Annotated in this window: 18 protein-coding genes; 12 read left to right on the forward strand and 6 right to left on the reverse strand. The window is 38.1% G+C overall.

The window, feature by feature from the left end:
• Positions 1-23: 23 nt before the first annotated feature.
• Complete coding sequence (locus tag ACTS4L_RS07040; protein ID WP_440651864.1) at positions 24-1,391, reverse strand: hypothetical protein; 1,368 nt, start codon at positions 1,389-1,391, stop codon at positions 24-26.
• 119 nt (positions 1,392-1,510) lie between these two features.
• On the opposite strand from ACTS4L_RS07040, the gene ACTS4L_RS07045 reads away from it, so the two are divergent.
• A complete protein-coding gene (locus ACTS4L_RS07045; protein ID WP_440651866.1) occupies positions 1,511-1,810 on the forward strand; it encodes a hypothetical protein in 300 nt (99 codons plus the stop codon).
• A 283-nt stretch (positions 1,811-2,093) separates the two neighbouring features.
• On the opposite strand, the gene ACTS4L_RS07050 is transcribed toward ACTS4L_RS07045, so the two are convergent.
• Positions 2,094-3,140, reverse strand: a complete 1,047-nt coding sequence (locus ACTS4L_RS07050; RefSeq protein WP_440651868.1) for an FUSC family protein — start codon at positions 3,138-3,140, stop codon at positions 2,094-2,096.
• A 119-nt stretch (positions 3,141-3,259) separates the two neighbouring features.
• On the opposite strand from ACTS4L_RS07050, the gene ACTS4L_RS07055 reads away from it, so the two are divergent.
• The 3 genes from ACTS4L_RS07055 (at position 3,260) to ACTS4L_RS07065 (ending at position 6,100) form a co-directional block, all read left to right on the forward strand.
• On the forward strand, positions 3,260-4,606 hold the full coding sequence (locus ACTS4L_RS07055) for a hypothetical protein (RefSeq protein WP_440651870.1): 1,347 nt from the start codon (positions 3,260-3,262) through the stop codon (positions 4,604-4,606).
• A 65-nt stretch (positions 4,607-4,671) separates the two neighbouring features.
• Positions 4,672-5,643: an octaprenyl diphosphate synthase gene (ispB, locus tag ACTS4L_RS07060; RefSeq protein ID WP_440615290.1), complete on the forward strand. Its 972-nt coding sequence runs from the start codon at positions 4,672-4,674 to the stop codon at positions 5,641-5,643.
• A gap of 13 nt (positions 5,644-5,656) precedes the next feature.
• Positions 5,657-6,100, forward strand: coding sequence for a YcgN family cysteine cluster protein (locus tag ACTS4L_RS07065; RefSeq protein ID WP_440615291.1), 444 nt, complete (start codon positions 5,657-5,659; stop codon positions 6,098-6,100).
• A 213-nt stretch (positions 6,101-6,313) separates the two neighbouring features.
• On the opposite strand, the gene mutT is transcribed toward ACTS4L_RS07065, so the two are convergent.
• A complete protein-coding gene (gene mutT, locus ACTS4L_RS07070) occupies positions 6,314-6,730 on the reverse strand; it encodes an 8-oxo-dGTP diphosphatase MutT (RefSeq protein ID WP_440615292.1) in 417 nt (138 codons plus the stop codon).
• 32 nt (positions 6,731-6,762) lie between these two features.
• Between mutT and ACTS4L_RS07075 the strand changes: the two genes are divergently transcribed.
• The 4 genes from ACTS4L_RS07075 (at position 6,763) to purH (ending at position 10,304) form a co-directional block, all read left to right on the forward strand.
• Complete coding sequence (locus ACTS4L_RS07075; RefSeq protein WP_440615293.1) at positions 6,763-7,335, forward strand: YqgE/AlgH family protein; 573 nt, start codon at positions 6,763-6,765, stop codon at positions 7,333-7,335.
• Positions 7,328-7,738 carry a Holliday junction resolvase RuvX gene (gene ruvX, locus ACTS4L_RS07080; RefSeq protein WP_440615294.1) on the forward strand — a complete coding sequence of 137 codons (411 nt, stop codon included), beginning with the start codon at positions 7,328-7,330 and terminating at the stop codon, positions 7,736-7,738. The genes ACTS4L_RS07075 and ruvX overlap by 8 nt, the downstream gene beginning before the upstream one ends.
• Positions 7,739-7,802: 64 nt before the next feature.
• On the forward strand, positions 7,803-8,633 hold the full coding sequence (locus ACTS4L_RS07085) for a mechanosensitive ion channel family protein (protein WP_440615295.1): 831 nt from the start codon (positions 7,803-7,805) through the stop codon (positions 8,631-8,633).
• A gap of 99 nt (positions 8,634-8,732) precedes the next feature.
• Complete coding sequence (purH, locus tag ACTS4L_RS07090; RefSeq protein ID WP_440615296.1) at positions 8,733-10,304, forward strand: bifunctional phosphoribosylaminoimidazolecarboxamide formyltransferase/IMP cyclohydrolase; 1,572 nt, start codon at positions 8,733-8,735, stop codon at positions 10,302-10,304.
• 323 nt (positions 10,305-10,627) lie between these two features.
• On the opposite strand, the gene ACTS4L_RS07095 is transcribed toward purH, so the two are convergent.
• Positions 10,628-11,278, reverse strand: coding sequence for an ATP-binding protein (locus tag ACTS4L_RS07095; protein ID WP_440615297.1), 651 nt, complete (start codon positions 11,276-11,278; stop codon positions 10,628-10,630).
• A 370-nt stretch (positions 11,279-11,648) separates the two neighbouring features.
• Between ACTS4L_RS07095 and ACTS4L_RS07100 the strand changes: the two genes are divergently transcribed.
• The 4 genes from ACTS4L_RS07100 to ACTS4L_RS07115 all read left to right on the forward strand — a co-directional run bounded on the left by ACTS4L_RS07100 (position 11,649) and on the right by ACTS4L_RS07115 (position 17,983).
• The gene (locus ACTS4L_RS07100; protein WP_440651874.1) at positions 11,649-12,863 is read left to right on the forward strand and encodes an MFS transporter; all 1,215 of its coding nucleotides are present in this window, start codon (positions 11,649-11,651) and stop codon (positions 12,861-12,863) included.
• Between the two features lie 252 nt (positions 12,864-13,115).
• Positions 13,116-13,649: a disulfide bond formation protein B gene (locus tag ACTS4L_RS07105; protein ID WP_440615299.1), complete on the forward strand. Its 534-nt coding sequence runs from the start codon at positions 13,116-13,118 to the stop codon at positions 13,647-13,649.
• A 3-nt stretch (positions 13,650-13,652) separates the two neighbouring features.
• The gene (locus ACTS4L_RS07110) at positions 13,653-14,858 is read left to right on the forward strand and encodes an efflux RND transporter periplasmic adaptor subunit (protein WP_440615300.1); all 1,206 of its coding nucleotides are present in this window, start codon (positions 13,653-13,655) and stop codon (positions 14,856-14,858) included.
• Positions 14,859-14,869: 11 nt separating this feature from the next.
• The gene (locus ACTS4L_RS07115; RefSeq protein WP_440615301.1) at positions 14,870-17,983 is read left to right on the forward strand and encodes an efflux RND transporter permease subunit; all 3,114 of its coding nucleotides are present in this window, start codon (positions 14,870-14,872) and stop codon (positions 17,981-17,983) included.
• Between the two features lie 112 nt (positions 17,984-18,095).
• Here the strand turns inward: ACTS4L_RS07115 and ACTS4L_RS07120 are convergent, their stop codons facing one another.
• Together ACTS4L_RS07120 and ACTS4L_RS07125 are read right to left on the reverse strand one after the other, a co-directional pair.
• Positions 18,096-18,398: a helix-turn-helix domain-containing protein gene (locus tag ACTS4L_RS07120; RefSeq protein ID WP_440615302.1), complete on the reverse strand. Its 303-nt coding sequence runs from the start codon at positions 18,396-18,398 to the stop codon at positions 18,096-18,098.
• A gap of 3 nt (positions 18,399-18,401) precedes the next feature.
• Positions 18,402-18,755 (reverse strand): type II toxin-antitoxin system RelE/ParE family toxin, encoded by a 354-nt coding sequence (locus ACTS4L_RS07125; RefSeq protein WP_440615303.1) that lies wholly within the window; start codon positions 18,753-18,755, stop codon positions 18,402-18,404.
• Between the last annotated feature and the right edge of the window lie 438 nt (positions 18,756-19,193).

Below are 19,193 nucleotides of genomic sequence, written 5' to 3' on the forward strand. Positions count from 1 at the left end.
AACCTGTTGTGTTGCGTGTATTGTTACTTGGCATGATGCCCCGTCGCCAATTCTGCATTAAAACAGTTTGAAGCAGGATCAATTGTCAGTCCTGCTACGTTTTGATCTTTTTGTGTAATGCTAAAATGTGACATCTCTGGTAAGTAAGCGCTAAATGGACCATTATTGGTAACGTTAATATCAAAAGTTTGTCCTTGTTTTGCCTGCACATCTTTCTCAATAGCAACCTCGACTGGGTCAATAGCTATGTCATTTTGAGTACTCAACTCAAGCCCCTGATTCGTAGTATAGTCAAGCGTTATACGTGCAGATTTTGAAGCATCACTAATATGCGCATTATCAGCTGCCTCCAAAGTAATATGACAAGAACCATGTGCTGCCAATGAAGCTTGGCAATTATTCTCTTGTATCGAAATACCAGCAATATTGTCGTCAAGTTTAACTGAGCCAATATTTAAATTAACGTCCGTGGTATTGGTATAAGTGATTTTTTGTGTTTCAGGTTGTTGAAACGTGACATCATTACTATCCAAAATTGAGGTTGAAACCTTCAGATCAACCACATGATTATCTTTTGCATTCGCTGCTTCAATAATAATATCAATGTTGTCATCTTGATGTGCTTTCAATGTATCTATGGTTTTTTGATCAATGGCTAGCTCAAATGTAAAACGAAAGTCACTGCCACTAGGTAATTCATCAATTTGTTGAGATGATCGATTTAAAGCAATCTCTCCTAACCAATCTGGTAACTGGATATTGAGCGCATTAATCGGTACTGGTGAATCATTATGAATATTAACACTTACCGTTGAACCAGGTTTAAGGTAATCACTTGTTTTTGTTGATTTTGATAAATCAATTAGACGCGCATCACTTTGTGGAACAAATTTTAAGGACTGATTGATCTTTAGATCTTCTGCATTATCGGATGTCTTTACCGACAATGTTAAATGTTTATCCGTTTCATGCTCAACTTGTTCATCTAACTTGGCTAGAAAAGCAATATTGCAATACTCACCTGCTTGCAAAGCCTGTCCTTGCCCCTTATCATCAAAACAAGTGTTTTGTGGTAAACTCAAATCATAAGTCAGCTTAACGCCATCAGTCACTGGAGTCTCAAAACCTTCAATTGCAACTGTTGTATTACTTGTTGCTTGACCAATTGCACCAAGTTTAATTTGCTCAACACTAGGATTGATAACTTTATAAGATAAAACGCTTGTTTTACCTGATTGAATCACTTCAGGTGCTTTAATCTCTTGTTCTGCTTTTAACTGTGTTTTGACAGGTGATGGGGTGGGGCTATCACCGCCTGAAGAGCCGCCACCTCCGCAACCAATAAGTGCCAATGCGAATAATGATGAGATATGCTTTAAGTTAGATTTCATGCGAGCTCCTTTTGTTCTTTATATAACCAAAATATTGAGTGCATGAAATATAAACCAACCTTTTAACTGAGTGAAATTTGCTTAACTTATGACTGTATTAACATTATTTATAACCGGCAATGATTAACAATGGGGCTTATGAAGCTGAACATGATCTTGAAGCAGTTGAAGAGCTCATATCTCGTCATAACCGCCAAGGACCTGCGGTCATTGAAACTCAAGATGTTAAGCGCGCATTATCAAATCACAATGTCAAAAAACTGCTATTGCCATACCCCATTGACTCAGGAGATTTTGATGAGCTCATTGTTGACGCGGTTGCCGGTGGCGCAAGCATTGAGTTTGTCACAGGTAAAGCGGCTGAGCTTCTTAAACAACATGGTGGGGTTGGTGCTAAACTATATTATTCGCTAAGCTAGATTAAACTTGATTCATTTTTAAAAATTGGCTTGTTTGCATTTGCCACAGCCATTATTATGTTTATGGCAAGTAAATATAAAAGAAAAATGATATATAATATGCTAATTAGTTTTTTAATCTCATTATTGGTCTCAATAATTATTACGTGGCTTGCAGCTCGTGCTTTATTTCGCCTAAATATAAAAAAAGGTCAAACGCTCACCAAAAAGGATCGTTATCTTAATGCGGTGATCTGTGGCTTTGTTTTTTTCTGTGTCAGCTGTTTTGTTTACGCACTACTGATCAATAGCGTTTTCCACTAAGAATATTCTGATTCTCTTCAATCATCTGCACTGTATCAATAAGCTTTTTAAATGAGAACATCACCACACTGGCATGGCGTAACTCACTTTGAATACGCATTGACTGACTAAACTCCTTAAGTAGTGCTTCTAGATTAGTAATGATTTTTTGATATTCTCCTTGGTCAAAAACATTCTGTTTAAAGCTGATACTTACGGCTTTGAAGGTATGATTGATCTCATTATATAATGCCTTAAACGCAGGATTTTGCTGAAATTTCTCACGCTTTTCAGGATAGGTCTCAATATAATCATAAATCACACTGGTGTAACGATATAATTGTCGCAGATGGCGCGTTGTCACTTTTAATAACTTAAGATCAATATTTGGTTTTTCATGCATTATTTCTTTTTGTAATGCGATTTGTTTTGAAAAATGACTAAAGATTTCAACCAAGACATCATCATAATCACCACCGGCAAAAAGCCGACTATTTAACGAAGCAATACAGTTAACGGTATCACAAAAGGATTGATTGATGCGTTTATACGCATGAATAGGAAAAAAATAACGGTTAACAATAATTGCTATGGTAATGCCAATAAGCACCTCAAGTGTGCGATAACAAGCCGTTGCTAAACTAACGTCATTACTGAATAAAATAATTGCTGCTGTCACAGCCCCTAAAACACCTGCATAGGTATATTTGCTAGAATTCGTTGCGGTAAAAACACCCATTGCAATAACCACAAGTCCTAATATAAGCTGAGTAATCCACATTTGCGGAAAGATTAAAATAATGATAATTGAGCATATCGATCCAATTAATGTCCCTAAAAATCTCATTTTAGCTTTTTCTAATGTGCCACCTAAATTTGGTTGACTTGACATGACCACTAAAACAGTAATCACGATCCACGCATACATTTGTCCAACATTAAGCCATTCACCTAATAAGTGCCCCACCAAATAAGCAATAGCACTAGCAACGACTGCCTTTAATGCATTGATCAATGAGTAACGTTTACTATAAAACAAATTCGTCATCGTAATAAGTCTCCCTTGAGTGTTATGTAATTAGTATAACGCTAAATATTGCACGGTTTTAGATGACAAGCAAAATGGTATTGTTATCATAAGCTTATTTTTTAGTGATAGGAATTAACATGAACCCAGCATCAACGATACGTTCAGCACTCTACGCTTTAAGCATCGTCGCTGCCAGCATTGGCATTTTTGTTTATTGGCAGATTAGCAGCTATCCACAAGCATTCAATAATATTGCCTTTGTTTTTGCTTATGCCGTTATGCTGATATTAATCAGCATGCCTCTTTTTGTCTCTGAAACCATCTCTGGTTTTTTAAGTAAAAAGCCGCTAACAGGAAGCCTGCATTTCGCTGCACGTTCACAGCGTTTACGCTTTATTGCTCTGTTATCGATGGTGCTTGCCGCAATATTACTGATCATGGTCATTGCACGTATATCGGTGACAAGCTCAAGCCTTGTTTATACTAGCTTTTGGTATACAACGCATTCAGCAGAGAAAACACTACATCTTATTGATAATTACACCTTACTGATTGGCATTATTTTTAGCGCCATTATTGTTGTTATTATTGGTTTCTCACAGACGCGTGAGCGCTTTTTAAAATTAAGCTCCGCATTTGCAACACTTGGACTGGCGTGCTTAATTGGCTTATTCATAATGAATGCTGTTACATTTAATACCAGTCTTACAACGAGTACTTTTTTCACACCTAATTTCCATTTACTGGCATCAATAGATGTATGGGAATCAGCATTAAGTCTTTCGCTGTTTTCTGGGCTAATCGGCTTAGGGATTAACTCCGTACTTGGAGCTTGCTTTAATGCACAGTGCTCTATTCGACGATTCAGTTGGGCATTTGTCATCGGTAGCATTATAACAGTCATCGTCATTACGTTAATGCAAAGCCTATATACCAACAGCAGTCGATCAGCTTCTGATGTCCTGGGTTTTCAATATGCCTATACACTCAACTTATTAGCTTTTGGGATGTTTTTCTTTTGTTTACTAACAACAGCTTTATTACTTTGTCAGACCTTTAAGGGATTGAGCACATCAACCGCAAAGCATAAATGGTATGTTTATTTGCCGTTTTTCATCTTGCTTCTAGCCGCTTCAATTATCTATCAACACGTATTAACAGACAAAGTACACGAAATCATTCAATCCGAATTGATTATTAGCCTTATTCTTTTTATTGCTTATCTTGAAATTATTATTTTTGGTTGGATTTGTGACGCACAAAAATTAAGTTATCAATTACATAAAGCAACAAAAATCAAACTCTCGGCACTTTATAATTTAAGTTTGCGCCTGATTGCACCAAGTGCCATTTTGACCGTTTTTATCCATAAAATAGTAAGCTGCTTTGTCACTATGCACTGGTTTTCAATTATTGGTCTTTTTATTTTATCGCTTATTTTCACCGTGATCCTTGGTAGCTTTTTACATCGCAGATTCCAGTAATTCGCTTGACCTTAGAAGCCATGACAATTATCCTCAACAACTTACTTGAAGCTCAAAGCATAAAAATGTTAACACTTAAGCAAATTCAACAGTTATCCGCAGATGACATCAACAATAATAACCAAGTCATTATTGATCAGCTAAGCTCTGATGTCGTTTTAATTAATCAGATCAGTCAATACATCATCCACAGTGGTGGTAAGCGTTTGCGTCCTTTATTACTGATGCTTGTGGCACGTGCACTTGGCTACAAAGGGCAAGATCATACCAAAGCAGCAGCTATTATTGAGTTTATTCATACAGCCACCTTGTTACATGATGATGTAGTTGATGAATCTGAATTGCGTCGCGGCAAAGACACTGCCAATAATGTCTTTGGCAATGCTGCTTCAGTCCTAACCGGTGATTTTCTTTACTCACGTGCCTTTCAAATGATGGTTGAGTTAAATCAAATGCAGATTATGCAAATCTTAGCAGATGCAACCAATAAGATTGCTGAAGGTGAGGTATTACAGCTATTAAACTGCAACAATCCAGATATCACCGAAGAACAATATCTGCAAGTTATATACTGCAAAACCGCTAAGCTCTTTGAAGCGGCTTGCGATGTCGCCAGTGTAATCGCCAACGCAGGTGATAGAGAACAAAAAGCATTACATCAATATGGTATTCATCTTGGTAATGCATTTCAAATCGCAGATGATGTACTGGACTATATTGCAGATAGCGAGACACTAGGCAAAAATATTGGTGATGATTTAGCCGAAGGCAAAACAACACTACCTGTTATTTATGCACTCAACAATGCACAAGCTTCAGATCAACGACTTATTCGTCAAGCGATTGAGCAAGGTCACCATCCTGAGATGACAAAGACTATTGATATTATTAAGCACAGTGGTGCAATTGAGTATGCCATTAGCAAAGCACAACAAGCTGCGCAATCGGCGATTGATTCGCTAGATATACTTGCTGCGTCTGAATACAAAAATGCACTGATCGCACTAGCACATATTGCCGTTGAACGTACACACTAAAAGCTAAACAACCATGTCTTCTAAGTCTTTACGTGATAATTTCTGGCACTTATACCCCTTAAAAGCATTAAATGATGCTGAATGGGAAGCGCTTTGCGATGGCTGTGGCTTATGTTGCATACATAAACTACAAGATGATGAAACCGATGAAATTTATTACACCAAAGTTGCCTGCAAACTTTTAGATTGCAGCACATGCCAATGCACAAATTACCCCAAGCGTAAACAGATCGTACCTGATTGTTTGCAACTGGATTTATATCATCTGAAACATGCCCAGCATTGGTTGCCTGAAACTTGTGCCTATAAACGCCGTTATCACGGTAAAGCCTTACCTGATTGGCATCCACTGATCACCAAAGATAGAAATAGCGTTCATAAGGCACACGCTTCAGCTTGCGATTTTGCCATTTCTGAGAATGACATTCGTGGCGATTTGGAAGATTATTTACTGTGATCCAACCATTAATTTATTTGATAACTTTTATATTACAGAAAATGATATAGTTACCGATATCTGATCAATTAATTTGCGTGGCAAAAGCCAATAGCAATAAAATAATTAAGCAATATCTTTGCCCGTGATGATGTCGTAGGGGCGTTGGGATTACTTGAGGCAAGGTTTCATCGCAATATTTACCGTACTCTTGCTGAAATATTTAGCAAATAGTTAATAAACTGATTTCATTTTTGACAGATACTCTTTAAGTACAGTAATAATCTCCTGATTTGCTTCAGGCATGATGTCTGTATTTAGCTTGTTTACACTCACCCACTTCCCCTCTTGCCCTTCTTGAGGCGCAATTACTCCTTGATATTGCATAATCACAAAACAGTGAAGCTCGACTGACTTATGTTGATAGTGATGCGCTTTAATCAATAATGGTGAAAACTCAGTAACATTAATACCAACCTCTTCTTTAAGCTCACGCTTAAGTGCCAAATCTGGTGATTCATTGTTTTCAAGTTTGCCACCGGGGAACTCCCAAAGTCCGGCTAAATCCTGAGTTAATTTACGTTTAGTCAAAAAAACTTGATTTTTTTGATCATTTAATATGACTCCAACGGCAACTTTGATTAAAATCATCGCTAACGAATAAACACTTAAGCAAATCGAACATGTCTTATAGCTTAACAAGTCAATTTTTAATTGCTATGCCTAATTTGCAAGATAATGCATTTGAACACTCCGTTATCGTCATGTGTGAAGACAATAACAAAGGAGCAATGGGCTTTATGATCAACAAGCCGCTTAAACATAAACTTAAAGATATTTTTAAAGAGCTTAATATCGATTACAGCAAAACTGACCATAATATCTTAAATAAGTCCATTCATGTTGGCGGTCCGGTAAACATGAATAACATTTTTGTCCTTTATCGCGCACTACATACGCCAAAGTACAAGGCAAGTATTCAAATTACTGACGAACTTGTCGTCACCACAAGTCCTGATATTTTGGAGGATATTGCACAAAACAATACCCCTTCACAGTATCTCGTCATCGCCGGTTGTGCTAGCTGGGAACAAAACCAGCTATTAACTGAAATTAAACAAAATAGCTGGCTTAATACTCAGATCAATTACGACATCCTATTTGCAAAAGAAGATCAGTATAAATGGGAGCAGACTTTTAATCTTGCGGGATTAAGAAGCCCAGCACAGCTTGCTTGTAGCTTTGGTCATGCGTAAGTTAATCGGACTTGACTATGGCAAATCACGCATAGGTATTGCCAGTGGACAGATGATTACTAAAACAGCAACTCCAATTGCAACCATTGCAGCCAAAAAAGGCGAGCCCGAATGGCAGGCGCTTGATAAGATCATTAAACAATGGCGCCCAAGTGATATTATTGTTGGGCTGCCCATAGACGCTAAAGATCAAGAAACGAAAATCACTGAAGAGGCACGCAGCTTTGCGCAAAAGATTGAACTTAGATATCAAAAACCCGTGCACTTAATCTCAGAAACATTCTCAACACGTGAGGCACGTTGGCGTCTAGAGGAAGTGCAAAACAAATCTAACCGTCACCTTAAAGTCGATGCATTTGCCGCTTGTGTTATTTTAGAAACTTGGATGAACGAACAAAGCTAAATCATTTACGGCAACTTCATTTCTAATCTATACTAATACACATATCTATAACATGGAGTTTAGTGTGACAATTTATAGCTTTCTCTCACATCACTTAGTTATTGGCTTAATACAAAGTCTTGCTATTGCGCTAGTAATGTATTTTTTATATCGATTTTTACAATGGCATTTTACACGGAAAATTGATAACACAACCAAGCTAAAACGCAAACTTTCACGCCTTCGTTATCTATTGATTGCTATTTTTGTCTTTTGCGTGCTAAAAATATGGATTAGTGACTTTAGTCATATTCTCACTGCATTAGGTTTGGTGGGTGCTGGTTTAGTTGTTGCTAATAAAGAGACAATTATGAATTTTATTGGCTCATTTATTATCATGTGGCGCGATCTCTTTAGTGAGGGTGATTATATCGAGGTTCAAGGTCAAGAAGGGTATGTTTATCGCTTGGGGCCTTTATATTATACATTGGCAGAATACCCACCGAGTGACAAAAAAACCAAGGGAAAATACATTCGCATCCCGAATGCCACCGCAATTACTGCTGTTATTATTAATTACTCACAACCCGCTGTACCTTTTAAAGGTAAAATTCAATTTAAAGTGACATATGAACAATATATACATCTCAATATCACTGAGTTAAAAACCACGCTAGAAAAAGATCTTAATGACTATCTTGAAACATTAACTAAACCACAGTTAAATACATTAACATCAACATTAATTAATCTTCATGAGCAGCCTGACACGGATGAGGCTCGACTCATTAATATCACGCTAACTTATCAATGTTTATTTGATCATAAAAAATCACTGTCAACAACGCTCAATAGTTCCTTGTTACAGATACTAACCACAAACATACCCAAAGGCTATCAACTCGATCAAAAGTGATCATAAAATACAAAATGCAAAGCAAAAAAGACTGTAAAATGATTTGTGATAAGTATAAAATCACTTCGCTTTTAACGTACTCTTTTGGAGCGAAATCTCGTGAGATCAATTAAACGCGCTTTGCTTAGTGTTTCTGACAAAACTGGGATTGTTGACTTTGCCAAGCAACTGCAAAAGTTCAACATTGAAATATTATCAACCGGCGGCACTGCCAAGCTATTAACAGATGCCAATATCCCCGTGATTGAAGTATCAGATTACACTGGCTTTCCTGAGATGATGGATGGACGTGTCAAAACTTTGCATCCCAAAATACATGGTGGACTTCTCGGCAGACGCGATATCGATCAAACGGTTATGCAACAGCACGATATCCCAAATATCGACTTAATCGTTGTTAACTTATATCCGTTTAAGCAAACCATTGAAAAACCCAATGTCAGTTTCAGCGAAACCATTGAAAACATTGATATTGGCGGTCCGACAATGTTGCGCTCAGCAGCAAAAAATCATCAAGATGTTGCCGTTATTTGTGACCCTAATGACTATAACGATATTACAAACAAGCTAAATGACAATCATGGCGCTTTAGACGTTGCGACACGCTTTAGCTTAGCATGCAAGGTATTTGAACACACCGCACAATATGATGGCATGATTGCTAATCATTTAGGTGCATTACATCCGGCAACCGGTGAGAAAACAGAGAGCTTCCCTAACACCATTAATCTGCAATTTAACAAAGCCGAAGTGATGCGCTATGGTGAAAATCCACACCAGCAAGCTGCCTTATATATTGAGCCTGATTATCCTAATGCATCAGTGGCACAGGCAAAACAACTGCAAGGTAAAGCATTATCTTATAATAATATTGCGGATACTGATGCGGCTTTACAGTGTGTTAAGAGCTTTGAATTACCTGCTTGTGTTATTGTTAAACATGCCAATCCTTGTGGTGTTGCGGTAGCTAGTTCATTAACCGAAGCCTATCAAAAAGCCTTTCAAACTGACCCAACCTCAGCCTTTGGCGGCATTATTGCCTTTAACCAGAAGCTTGATGCGACAACGGCACAAACAATTATCAATCAGCAGTTTGTTGAGGTAATTATTGCCCCTGAAGTTGATGATTTAGCATTAAAAGCACTTGCGACTAAACCCAATGTTCGTGTATTGGCATGCGGCTATGATCAAAAACCAAATCTTGCTGAGTTTGAGCTTAAGAAGATTGAAGGTGGGCTTTTGATCCAAGATAAAGATAACTATCAACTAGATCAAAGTGAATTAAAAGTCGTTACTCATACAACACCAAGTGAACAACAGTTACAAGACCTGCTATTTGCTTGGAAAGTCGTAAAGTTTGTTAAATCAAATGCGATTGTTTATGCTAAAGACAATATGACGATTGGTATAGGTGCTGGACAAATGAGTCGCGTATTTAGTTCTAAAATTGCCATTGAAAAAGCACAAGATGCTAGCTTAAGTCTCCAAAAATCAGTCATGGCATCAGATGCTTTCTTCCCCTTTCGCGATGGGATCGATGCCGCTGCCAAATCAGGCGTTAATGCCATTATCCAACCCGGTGGTTCAATGCGTGATCAAGAAGTGATTGATGCGGCTAATGAACATGGTATTGCTATGGTGTTTACCGGTATTCGACATTTTAGGCACTGAGAACCACAAATAGAGCCTTCGTTTTTTATCTATACTTTTAATGATTGATTTATATTCATAAAAAGCAACCATTCGTTTATACTGCGTACAAAAATTCATACGTAAATACTGATGAATAGTATACTTATTGTTGATGATGATTTTAAATTACGTAACGACAGATTAAACTAGTTAACGCAACAAATCATCGATAAAAACTATGCCCATAAATTTTTGCATCTCGGGTTACCGATTTATCAAATAGGGGTTTACTTTGATCAGAATACACGCGCAGTCAATGGGTTTGCGGTTGAGCTATTTAATCAAACTTACGAATAACATAGCTATAAATAATCCAACAGTTTTGGCAAAGCCTCTAATGGGATAAAATGTATTTTGGTATCCAGTATTTGCACTAAACCTCTTTGATCTTTGCTAACAACAAATCCAATCTTAGGCTGATAAACTTCAATAAAAGAGCGGTAGCCACGCGTAATGGTTAATTTTGTCATATTTCTATACTTCACCTCTATCGGAATAACCTGATCAACGCCATAACTCAACACAAAATCAACCTCCGCTCCACCTTTTGTACGCCAATAGTGAATTTGCCATGGTTTTCTATATTGCGCCTTGAACTTAAGTAATTCTTGAAAGACAAAGCTTTCAACTAATAAACCCATATCCGTTCTATTCTCCAAAGGGAGAAAGTTATCAAGCGCTTTGTTTCTAAAACCATTATCGATAAAGTAACAAATTGGATTGGAAGTTAGCTCGGTTCTTTTATTGCCCACAAATGGTTTTATTAACTGAATAACAAAAGTTTGCTCCAAAATATCAATATAATTTCTAAGCATTGCTACATTAACATGGCAGTCTGCTGCCAATTGCTGAAAGTTGAGTAGCTGACCAGAACTATGCGCAAGCAACCCAACAAGCCGAATGACAACATCAGGCTTTCCCAGTTTTAAGAACTCTATAATGTCTTTTTGCACATAATTATTAAACAGCTGCTCATAACAATATGGGTACGTTGGGAACGCTACAAAGGGTCAATCAAAGTTCATTGTGCTAGGAGGAAAAATATTAATATTAACATGAGCAGTATGTGGCGCATGATGTACCCCCTCAACCTATATCGCTTGAAGCGATAAGTGTGCTATTTGACTTTAAATCAGTGTTTGAGGCTGCAGAAAAACAACTGGTTTAAATTCGTTACATATTATGCAAAAGTATTTAGCATTTGCGCATTGCAATCGCCTTGGCGCAAAGTCATAATGTTTTTTCGTTTAAAAAAACGCTCATTAGATTTTGAAAGCGACAATAGCAACTAATAAAGTACATTTAAGTTTATTCATCTGGTTCTTGGGGGCATTTTTCTTCTTTTGCGAGTATTTCCTGCGCGTCTCTCCCAGTGTGATGTTGCCTCAATTATCTGACAAGTTCTCAGTCACTGCCGCGGGACTCGGCGCTTTATCTGCCTTTTTTTACTATCCATATATCCTCATGCAAATCCCTGTAGGGATGATTACCGATAAATTTGGTCCTAAAAAAGTCATGATGTTGGCAGCGTTTATCACTGGTATTGCTTGTATTATTTTCGCGCTTGCCAATAGCTTAACACTTGCCATTATTGCACGCATGCTGATGGGATTTTGTGGTGCATTTGCGTTTGTTGGTACACTGCGTTTAGCGATCAACTTCTTCACGCCGAGCATCTTTGCCATGCTCACTGGCATCACTCAAGCCATGGGCATGCTTGGTGCGGCGGTTGGTGAGGCGCCAATGAGTATTTATGTGCATCATGTTGGTGTTGAAGTTGCCATGCTTAGTTTCGCGATACTATTTTTTATCATCGGTTTTCTTATGCTTTGGATGAGTAAACACAGCACGACTAACCAACAATTCACAGCTAGCAACAGCAGTAAAATATCTCAAGGTATTAAAGAGGTTGTCAACAATAAAGCACTATGGTTAAACTGCTTGTTTATTGGTTGCTTGTATGGTCCGACAACGGTTTTTGCTGAGATGTGGGGCGCATCATTTACTGCAAGTTTCAGAGAGCTTACACACACTGATGCAGCATTTACCACCAGTTTGATTTTTATTGGCATGGTGTTTGGTTGTCCATTATTTGGCTTTTTAAATAGTATTTGTAACGCACTACAATTGATGCGCTTATCGGCTTTACTGTGCCTTATTTTAATGATTGTGATTATTTACGTGCCTGGATTATCACTGCTTCAATTGCAAGCTGTTTATTTTTGCTATGGGATTTGCAATGCTGGTATTATCCCCTCTTATAACCGCTCGGCATTGTTGGTGCCACGTCAATACTCAGGCATTGCTCTAGGGGTCACCAATATGTTCTCAGTTTTATTAGGAGCAATAAGCATTCAGATTGTCGGCATTTTGATTCATCTAATCAGTAGCCATCAAATGCAAAACACACATATCTATCCGGCTGAAATCTATCAACGCATATTTATACTGATTATTGTCTTATTCTGTATTTGCTTAGCGCTTTCTTTCAAGATGAAACCCATCTCAAAATCAACATCACTGTCACATGTTTCATAACATTAACATCATTTAATACAAAAATGCACAAACCCTTTTGGATTTACTGCAAACCCTCGCTAAAATGAACGCCTGTTCTAATTCGGGGTTAAAGAAGCAGTAAGTAGCTATGCAAATATTGTCAAATTGGCATAATTTTAGTGTTTTTACAACTTTTCGTCATTATTTTCGGCGAGCATCTACTATGCTAAGCACGTTTTACTCTATAATAACCAAAACGCACAAAGCAATTTGAATTTAAAGGAAATCACTATGCACGGATTTAAAAGCCCGCAAATCTATTTAAAAACATTTATCATTGGTCTTTTGGTGATTGCTGGCATTATCTATTTTGAACTAACCGGTTTAAAACCTTGTCCGATGTGCCTATTGCAACAATTTGCTATTTTATTAATTAGCATTCTCTCTCTTGTTGCGCTTATCCATAAACCTAAAATAACGGGTGTGCGCATTTATAGCTTTATCCTTGGCGTAATTGCATTGCTTGGTGCATTGGTTGCCTTAAAGCAAGTATGGATGCAGATAAATCCAAGTGAATATGTCGGTAGCTGTGAAGCGGGTGTCGATAGTTTATTTCATAACCTACCCTTTCTTGATTTCTTAAAGTCGCTTTTCACAAGTGGGCCTGACTGCTCACAAGTTGACTGGCAATTGTTTGGCTTAAGTATGGCAAGTTATAGTTTTATTATCCTTATCGTACTTAGTACGCTACATTTTTGGCAGTTTCTATTTTATAACCATCGCAATTCAATAAATAAAACAAAAAATATGAAAACAGAAGGATAAATCATGGCTGAACTCTCCCTAAAAGCACCCAAGAAAAAGCTTATTAAAGCTTTTATTATCGTCATCGCCATTCTTGTCGTTATTTTTGGCGGCATTTTTGGCTTTGCCAGTTTTGTTAATGGTAAAAAGGCTTCAGCCATGGCAACTTGGAAAATGCAAGCACCTGAAGTCACGGCGACTGCCGCCAAATCTGAAACATGGTATCCAAGTGTGAAAACCATTGGTGAAGCTGTTGCCATTCAAAATGTCAATGTTACCGCTCAAGCTTCTGGTTTGGTATCAACCATTTCTTTTAAAGCCGGACAAATGGTTAAAAAAGGTGATGTATTATTCACACTTGATACGCAACAATTACAAGCACAGTTAAAACAAGCACAAGCTGATTTGGAACTTGCTAAAATCACCTACCAACGTGATGCCGATCTTTTAGAAAGTCAAGCCGTCTCACAACAAACAGCAGATCAATCAAAGGCGCAATACAATGCCAATCTTGCTAATGTTGAGTCAATTCAGGCTGATATCAACTATCGCACAGTAAAAGCACCATTTGATGGCAAAATTGGCTTGCGTCAAATCAGCTTAGGTCAATACTTCAGTGCTGGCAACAGTGCGGCAACATTGACTGAAATCTCTCCAATTTATATCGACTTTAGTATTCCACAGAATAACTTTAGTAATGTCAAAGTCGGTGGTGAGATCGAGTTTACATCTGACGCTTATCCAGGGGTTACTTTCAAAGCAAAAATTACTGCCATTAACTCACAAATCACGAGTGACAACAGAGCGCTTAACATTCAGGCAACCTTTGATAATAAAGATCAACAACATTTAATCTATCCTGGTATGTTCCTTGATGTGAGTTTAATTCTACCACCGATTCCAAACACCATCATTATCCCACGCAATGCGGTAAGCTACACCCTTTATGGTGAAACAGTTTATGTACTTGCGCCAGATTTCAAAGATGGGAAACCGGTGATGTCTGAGTACAGTGCTATGAAAGATGGTCAAGTCCAACTCGTATCAACAGGCAAACAACAATATACCGCCAAGCAGGTTCCAGTTAAAACAACCATGACCAATGACAATAAGGTTATCGTTCAAGGCATTAAAGCTGGTGATATGGTTGCAACCTCTGGTCAAAACAAACTGCAAAATGGTGTTAGTGTTGTTATCAATAATGACGTTGACTTCAAAAACAATCCATAGGAAAACGGCATATGCATTTTATTGATATTTTTATAAAACGGCCTGTGCTATCAACGGTAATCAGCTTACTGATACTCGTTGCTGGGATAGGAACCGCATTTACCTTGCAGGTACGTCAGTACCCGTATATGAACAATGCAACCATTATTGTAACAACCGCCTACCCAGGTGCCAACCCTGAAGTTATTCAAGGCTTTATCACAACCCCGCTAGAGCAATCCGTGGGGGCTGCAGATGGCATTGATTACATGACCTCACAAAGTGTGCTTGGTCTAAGCACCTTAACAATTAACGTAAAACTTGGCGCTGATCCTAATAATGTCTTGAGTCAAGTGGTTCAAAAAGTCAATGCAGTACAAAATGTCATGCCAAGTGGTGCACAATCCCCGTCGATTGATATGCAATCGGGCAATTCATTTCCATCCCTTATTTTGGGCTTTACCAGTGATGCTTTAAATGAACAAGAAATTACTGCTTATATTAAAAATCAGCTAACGCCTAAACTACAATCTTTAGGTGGCATTTCCAACGTTATGATTTGGGGTGAAAAGAATTATGCAATGCGTGTCTGGTTAAACTACGACAAGATGGCACGTTTTAATGTCACCCCTGATGATATTGCCAAGGCCTTGCAAGCCAATAGCTTAATTGCTGCCGGCGGACAAATTAAAGGTCCTTATTTCAATGTCACTTTAAACCCGACTACCAACCTAGATAACGCGCAAAGCTATAAACAATTAGTGGTAAAAAATGAGAATGGCAATCTCGTGCGTCTTGGCGATGTTGCGACAGTTGAACTCGGTGCGCAAACTTATAGTGCTAATGTCAGCTTTAACGGTAAATATGGTGTTTTTGCCGGTGTTGTTGCTGCATCTGATGCCAACGTCTTAACCGTTGTTGATCGTATTATGAAAGATTTGCCAACCATTAAAGCAAGTCTACCAACTGGCTTGAACATGAATATTGTCTACAACAACACCACTTATATTAAAGCCTCTATTGAAGATGTTGTAAAAACACTGATTGAGGCCATTATCATTGTAACCGTTGTTTTATTCTTATTTATTGGTTCCTTTAGATCGGTTATTATCCCCGTCGTTGCCATTCCTTTGTCAATGATTGGCGCCTTCTTACTGATGTTTTTAATGGGTTTTTCTATTAACCTATTAACACTCTTATCAATGGTGCTTGCCATTGGTCTGGTGGTTGATGATGCGATTGTTGTGCTCGAGAACATTTATCGACATATCGAAGAAGGCGCCACTCCTTTTGAGGCATCTATTCAAGGTGCTAGGGAAATTGCCAACCCTGTAATTTTAATGACATTAACCCTTGTTGCTGTCTATTTACCCATTGGCATGATGGGCGGCTTAACTGGCATTTTATTTACAGAGTTTGCTTATTCATTAGCAGGGGCAGTTGTTATCTCTGGGATTGTTGCTTATACATTCTCCCCCATGTTGTGCTCAAAAGTATTATCTAAATCAATTACTGAAGCAAAAACAGTTAAGTTTATTGATAAGCTGTTTGAAAAACTCAAAAATGCTTATGAACGTGCCTTGCGTCTTGTAATGAGTGTACGTATTGTCGTGATTTTATTTGGTGCAGTGGTTATAATCAGTTGCTACTCATTATTTATGGGCACCAAGTCAGAGTTAGCGCCAACGGAGGATCAAGCATTTATTGGGATTCAAGGAACCGCACCTTCTCCGGCTAACATCCATTATTTAAACACCTTCGCGCCTGTACTTTATAAAGATATGCAAAGCTTACCAGGTGTTGAGTCGACCTTTGTTGTTAATGGCTATCCACAAAGTAATAGCAGTTTTGGCGGTGTCGTCTTAAAACCATGGAGTGAGCGTAAAGAAACGCAAATGGAAATAAAACCCATACTGCAAAACCTTGTCAATAATGTCGCAGGTTCACAGATCTACACCTTTGAAATGCCATCGCTACCAGGTATTTCATTTGGTCCACCGATGCAGTTTGTCATCCAATCCGTTAATAGTTATCCAAGTATTTATGGCATTGCTAATGATGTTATCAACAAAATGATGTCAAGTGGACTATTTGTCTTTGCCCAAAGTGATCTACAATTTGACAACCCGCAAATGATTGTGAAAATTGACCGCGAAAAGGCTGCCTCTTTAGGTATCAGCATGCAGCAAATCGCCCAAGCCCTTGGTTATGCTTACTCTGGTGGTTACGTTAACTACTTTAGCATGCTTGGTTATAGCTATCAGGTCATTCCTGAGCTTGCTGATCATCTTAAGTTAACCAAAGAACAGCTTGGACAAATTCGCATTACCACCACAAATGGTAAGCTGATTCCATTGTCAGCTATTGTGACATTTAAAACACAAAGTGTGCCATTGAGTTTAAACCGTTTCCAACAATTAAACTCAGCAACCATTAATGCAGTAACTACACCGGGCGTTAGCCAAGGTCAAGCCATTGAATATATGCAAAACCTTGCTAAAACAGAATTACCTCAAGGTTATACGCATGATTACGCCGGTTCCGCGCGTCAGTTCTTAGAAAACAGCAACCAAATGGCTATTGCCTTCTTATTTGCACTGATTGTTATCTTCTTAATGCTTGCGGCACAGTTTGAAAGCTTTAGAGACCCATTGATTATCTTAATCAGTGTACCGATGTCGATTTGTGGTGCGTTAATTCCACTGTATCTAGGGCAATTGTTTAATTTAGGCTATGCATCTATTAACATCTACACGCAAGTTGGTTTGATCACCTTAATTGGTCTGATTAGTAAACACGGGATCTTGTTAGTAGAGTTTGCCAATAAACTGCAAGAAGAAGGCTATAGCAAGGTAGAAGCAATTCTAAAGTCAGCTGCTCTTCGTTTGCGTCCCATTCTGATGACAACGGCTGCAATGGTGGTTGGTGTTATTCCACTTGTCATTGCCACAGGGGCCGGTGCTGTAAGTCGCCAATCTATCGGTATTGTGATTGCATCGGGCATGACAATTGGTACGCTTTTTACCCTTTTCGTTGTTCCTGTGGTTTATACTTATCTTGCTAAAGATCGCCGTGCATTGATCGAACGTTGGAAAGAAGAAGATAAGATCATCGCACAGATCAATAAGAATCATCATTTAGAATAATGATACACCCCTCAATTTGGGACAATGAGTCCACCAGAATGAGGAGCAAAAAATGGCAAAATCTCGCTACACACAAGCGTTTAAAAGTAAATCAGTTGAATTAGCCCTAGTTTCAAACAGAAAAGCCATAGTGTGTGCCGTCTGGAAGTTCAATATCTAATCTTAACTTTCCGCCAGTAGCTTCAATATATTTTTTTAATGAAGATAGCTTTAAATCACGCCCAGGCTTTTCCATCTCCGCAACTGTTGGCTGTTTAATACCTAGTATATTAGCTAATTCAACCTGTGTTTTATTTACTTTTTCTCTAAGCTCAGATAAATGTATATCCAAAAGTATAGCCTCTGCCTTTTGTTTGGCGTTTGTGACAACTTTTTCATTTTCTTGAGCAAGTATCTGTTTAAGTGTTCTAGCCATGTCTTACTCCTGCGTTTTATTTTTAGTCAAATAAAGCGTAAATTCTTTATCTGCAATGGGTATCATAACTTCATAAAATCTTTTATCTTTACCTGTTTTATTTCCAGCACATAATAAAATAGCGTTTCGTTTTGGGTCAAAAGCAAAAAATATACGTATTGGCTTACCTTTACTTTGGACTCTTAGCTCTTTCATATTTTTGTGGTTTGAGCCTTTAATGGTGTCAGCATATGGTCTAGAAAGTGCTGGCCCCCTTTCTTGTAATACAATCATAGAAGCTAAGACGTTGCTTCTATCGGTGTCATCTAGTGCATCATACCAACCATCAAACAAATCAGTTGTTATAACTGACCACATAAATACTTCCTTCTTTAAATTATAGCTCACATTTTATATAGGTCAAAACCTATAATCAAGTTAAATTCGATCTATCTTTAGACTAATGGCACTACCTTTAGCAGGATCACTAACCATCCATGGCAGCTTCGCACTGGATCCTCACGCCATCTTGCCTTACGGATGACAAGTCATAGGATGTCATTGCGAGCATGGATGCGTGGCAATCCAGTGCGAAGCTGCCATGGATGGTAGATTTAAGTTCGTTGTAAAGCCTATATTGACAGGCTACTTCTTAAGGTAGTGTCATTAATCTTTAGACATCAGGACAGAATCTTTTAAGGTATTGTGTTAATAGGGCGTATGCAATACGCCCCTACTATACCCAAGTTGGTAAATTTTTGATTATTAAGTATTCAAATCAAACTTTTTTTGCAATTTAACGCCCCTCAAACCCTC

Origin of the sequence: Cysteiniphilum sp. 19S12-1 (genome assembly GCF_052030685.1) — a bacterium.
Taxonomy (GTDB): Bacteria; Pseudomonadota; Gammaproteobacteria; order Francisellales; family Francisellaceae; genus Caedibacter.

What these genes read in the sequence shown, in the direction of transcription:
- ACTS4L_RS07040 (WP_440651864.1), bottom strand. Translation starts at nt 1,391, where the DNA reads ATGAAATCTAACTTAAAGCATATCTCATCATTATTCGCATTGGCACTT.
- ACTS4L_RS07045 (WP_440651866.1), top strand. Translation starts at nt 1,511, where the DNA reads ATGATTAACAATGGGGCTTATGAAGCTGAACATGATCTTGAAGCAGTT.
- ACTS4L_RS07050 (WP_440651868.1), bottom strand. Translation starts at nt 3,140, where the DNA reads ATGACGAATTTGTTTTATAGTAAACGTTACTCATTGATCAATGCATTA.
- ACTS4L_RS07055 (WP_440651870.1), top strand. Translation starts at nt 3,260, where the DNA reads ATGAACCCAGCATCAACGATACGTTCAGCACTCTACGCTTTAAGCATC.
- ispB (WP_440615290.1), top strand. Translation starts at nt 4,672, where the DNA reads ATGTTAACACTTAAGCAAATTCAACAGTTATCCGCAGATGACATCAAC.
- ACTS4L_RS07065 (WP_440615291.1), top strand. Translation starts at nt 5,657, where the DNA reads ATGTCTTCTAAGTCTTTACGTGATAATTTCTGGCACTTATACCCCTTA.
- mutT (WP_440615292.1), bottom strand. Translation starts at nt 6,730, where the DNA reads ATGATTTTAATCAAAGTTGCCGTTGGAGTCATATTAAATGATCAAAAA.
- ACTS4L_RS07075 (WP_440615293.1), top strand. Translation starts at nt 6,763, where the DNA reads ATGTCTTATAGCTTAACAAGTCAATTTTTAATTGCTATGCCTAATTTG.
- ruvX (WP_440615294.1), top strand. Translation starts at nt 7,328, where the DNA reads ATGCGTAAGTTAATCGGACTTGACTATGGCAAATCACGCATAGGTATT.
- ACTS4L_RS07105 (WP_440615299.1), top strand. Translation starts at nt 13,116, where the DNA reads ATGCACGGATTTAAAAGCCCGCAAATCTATTTAAAAACATTTATCATT.
- ACTS4L_RS07110 (WP_440615300.1), top strand. Translation starts at nt 13,653, where the DNA reads ATGGCTGAACTCTCCCTAAAAGCACCCAAGAAAAAGCTTATTAAAGCT.
- ACTS4L_RS07115 (WP_440615301.1), top strand. Translation starts at nt 14,870, where the DNA reads ATGCATTTTATTGATATTTTTATAAAACGGCCTGTGCTATCAACGGTA.
- ACTS4L_RS07120 (WP_440615302.1), bottom strand. Translation starts at nt 18,398, where the DNA reads ATGGCTAGAACACTTAAACAGATACTTGCTCAAGAAAATGAAAAAGTT.
- ACTS4L_RS07125 (WP_440615303.1), bottom strand. Translation starts at nt 18,755, where the DNA reads ATGTGGTCAGTTATAACAACTGATTTGTTTGATGGTTGGTATGATGCA.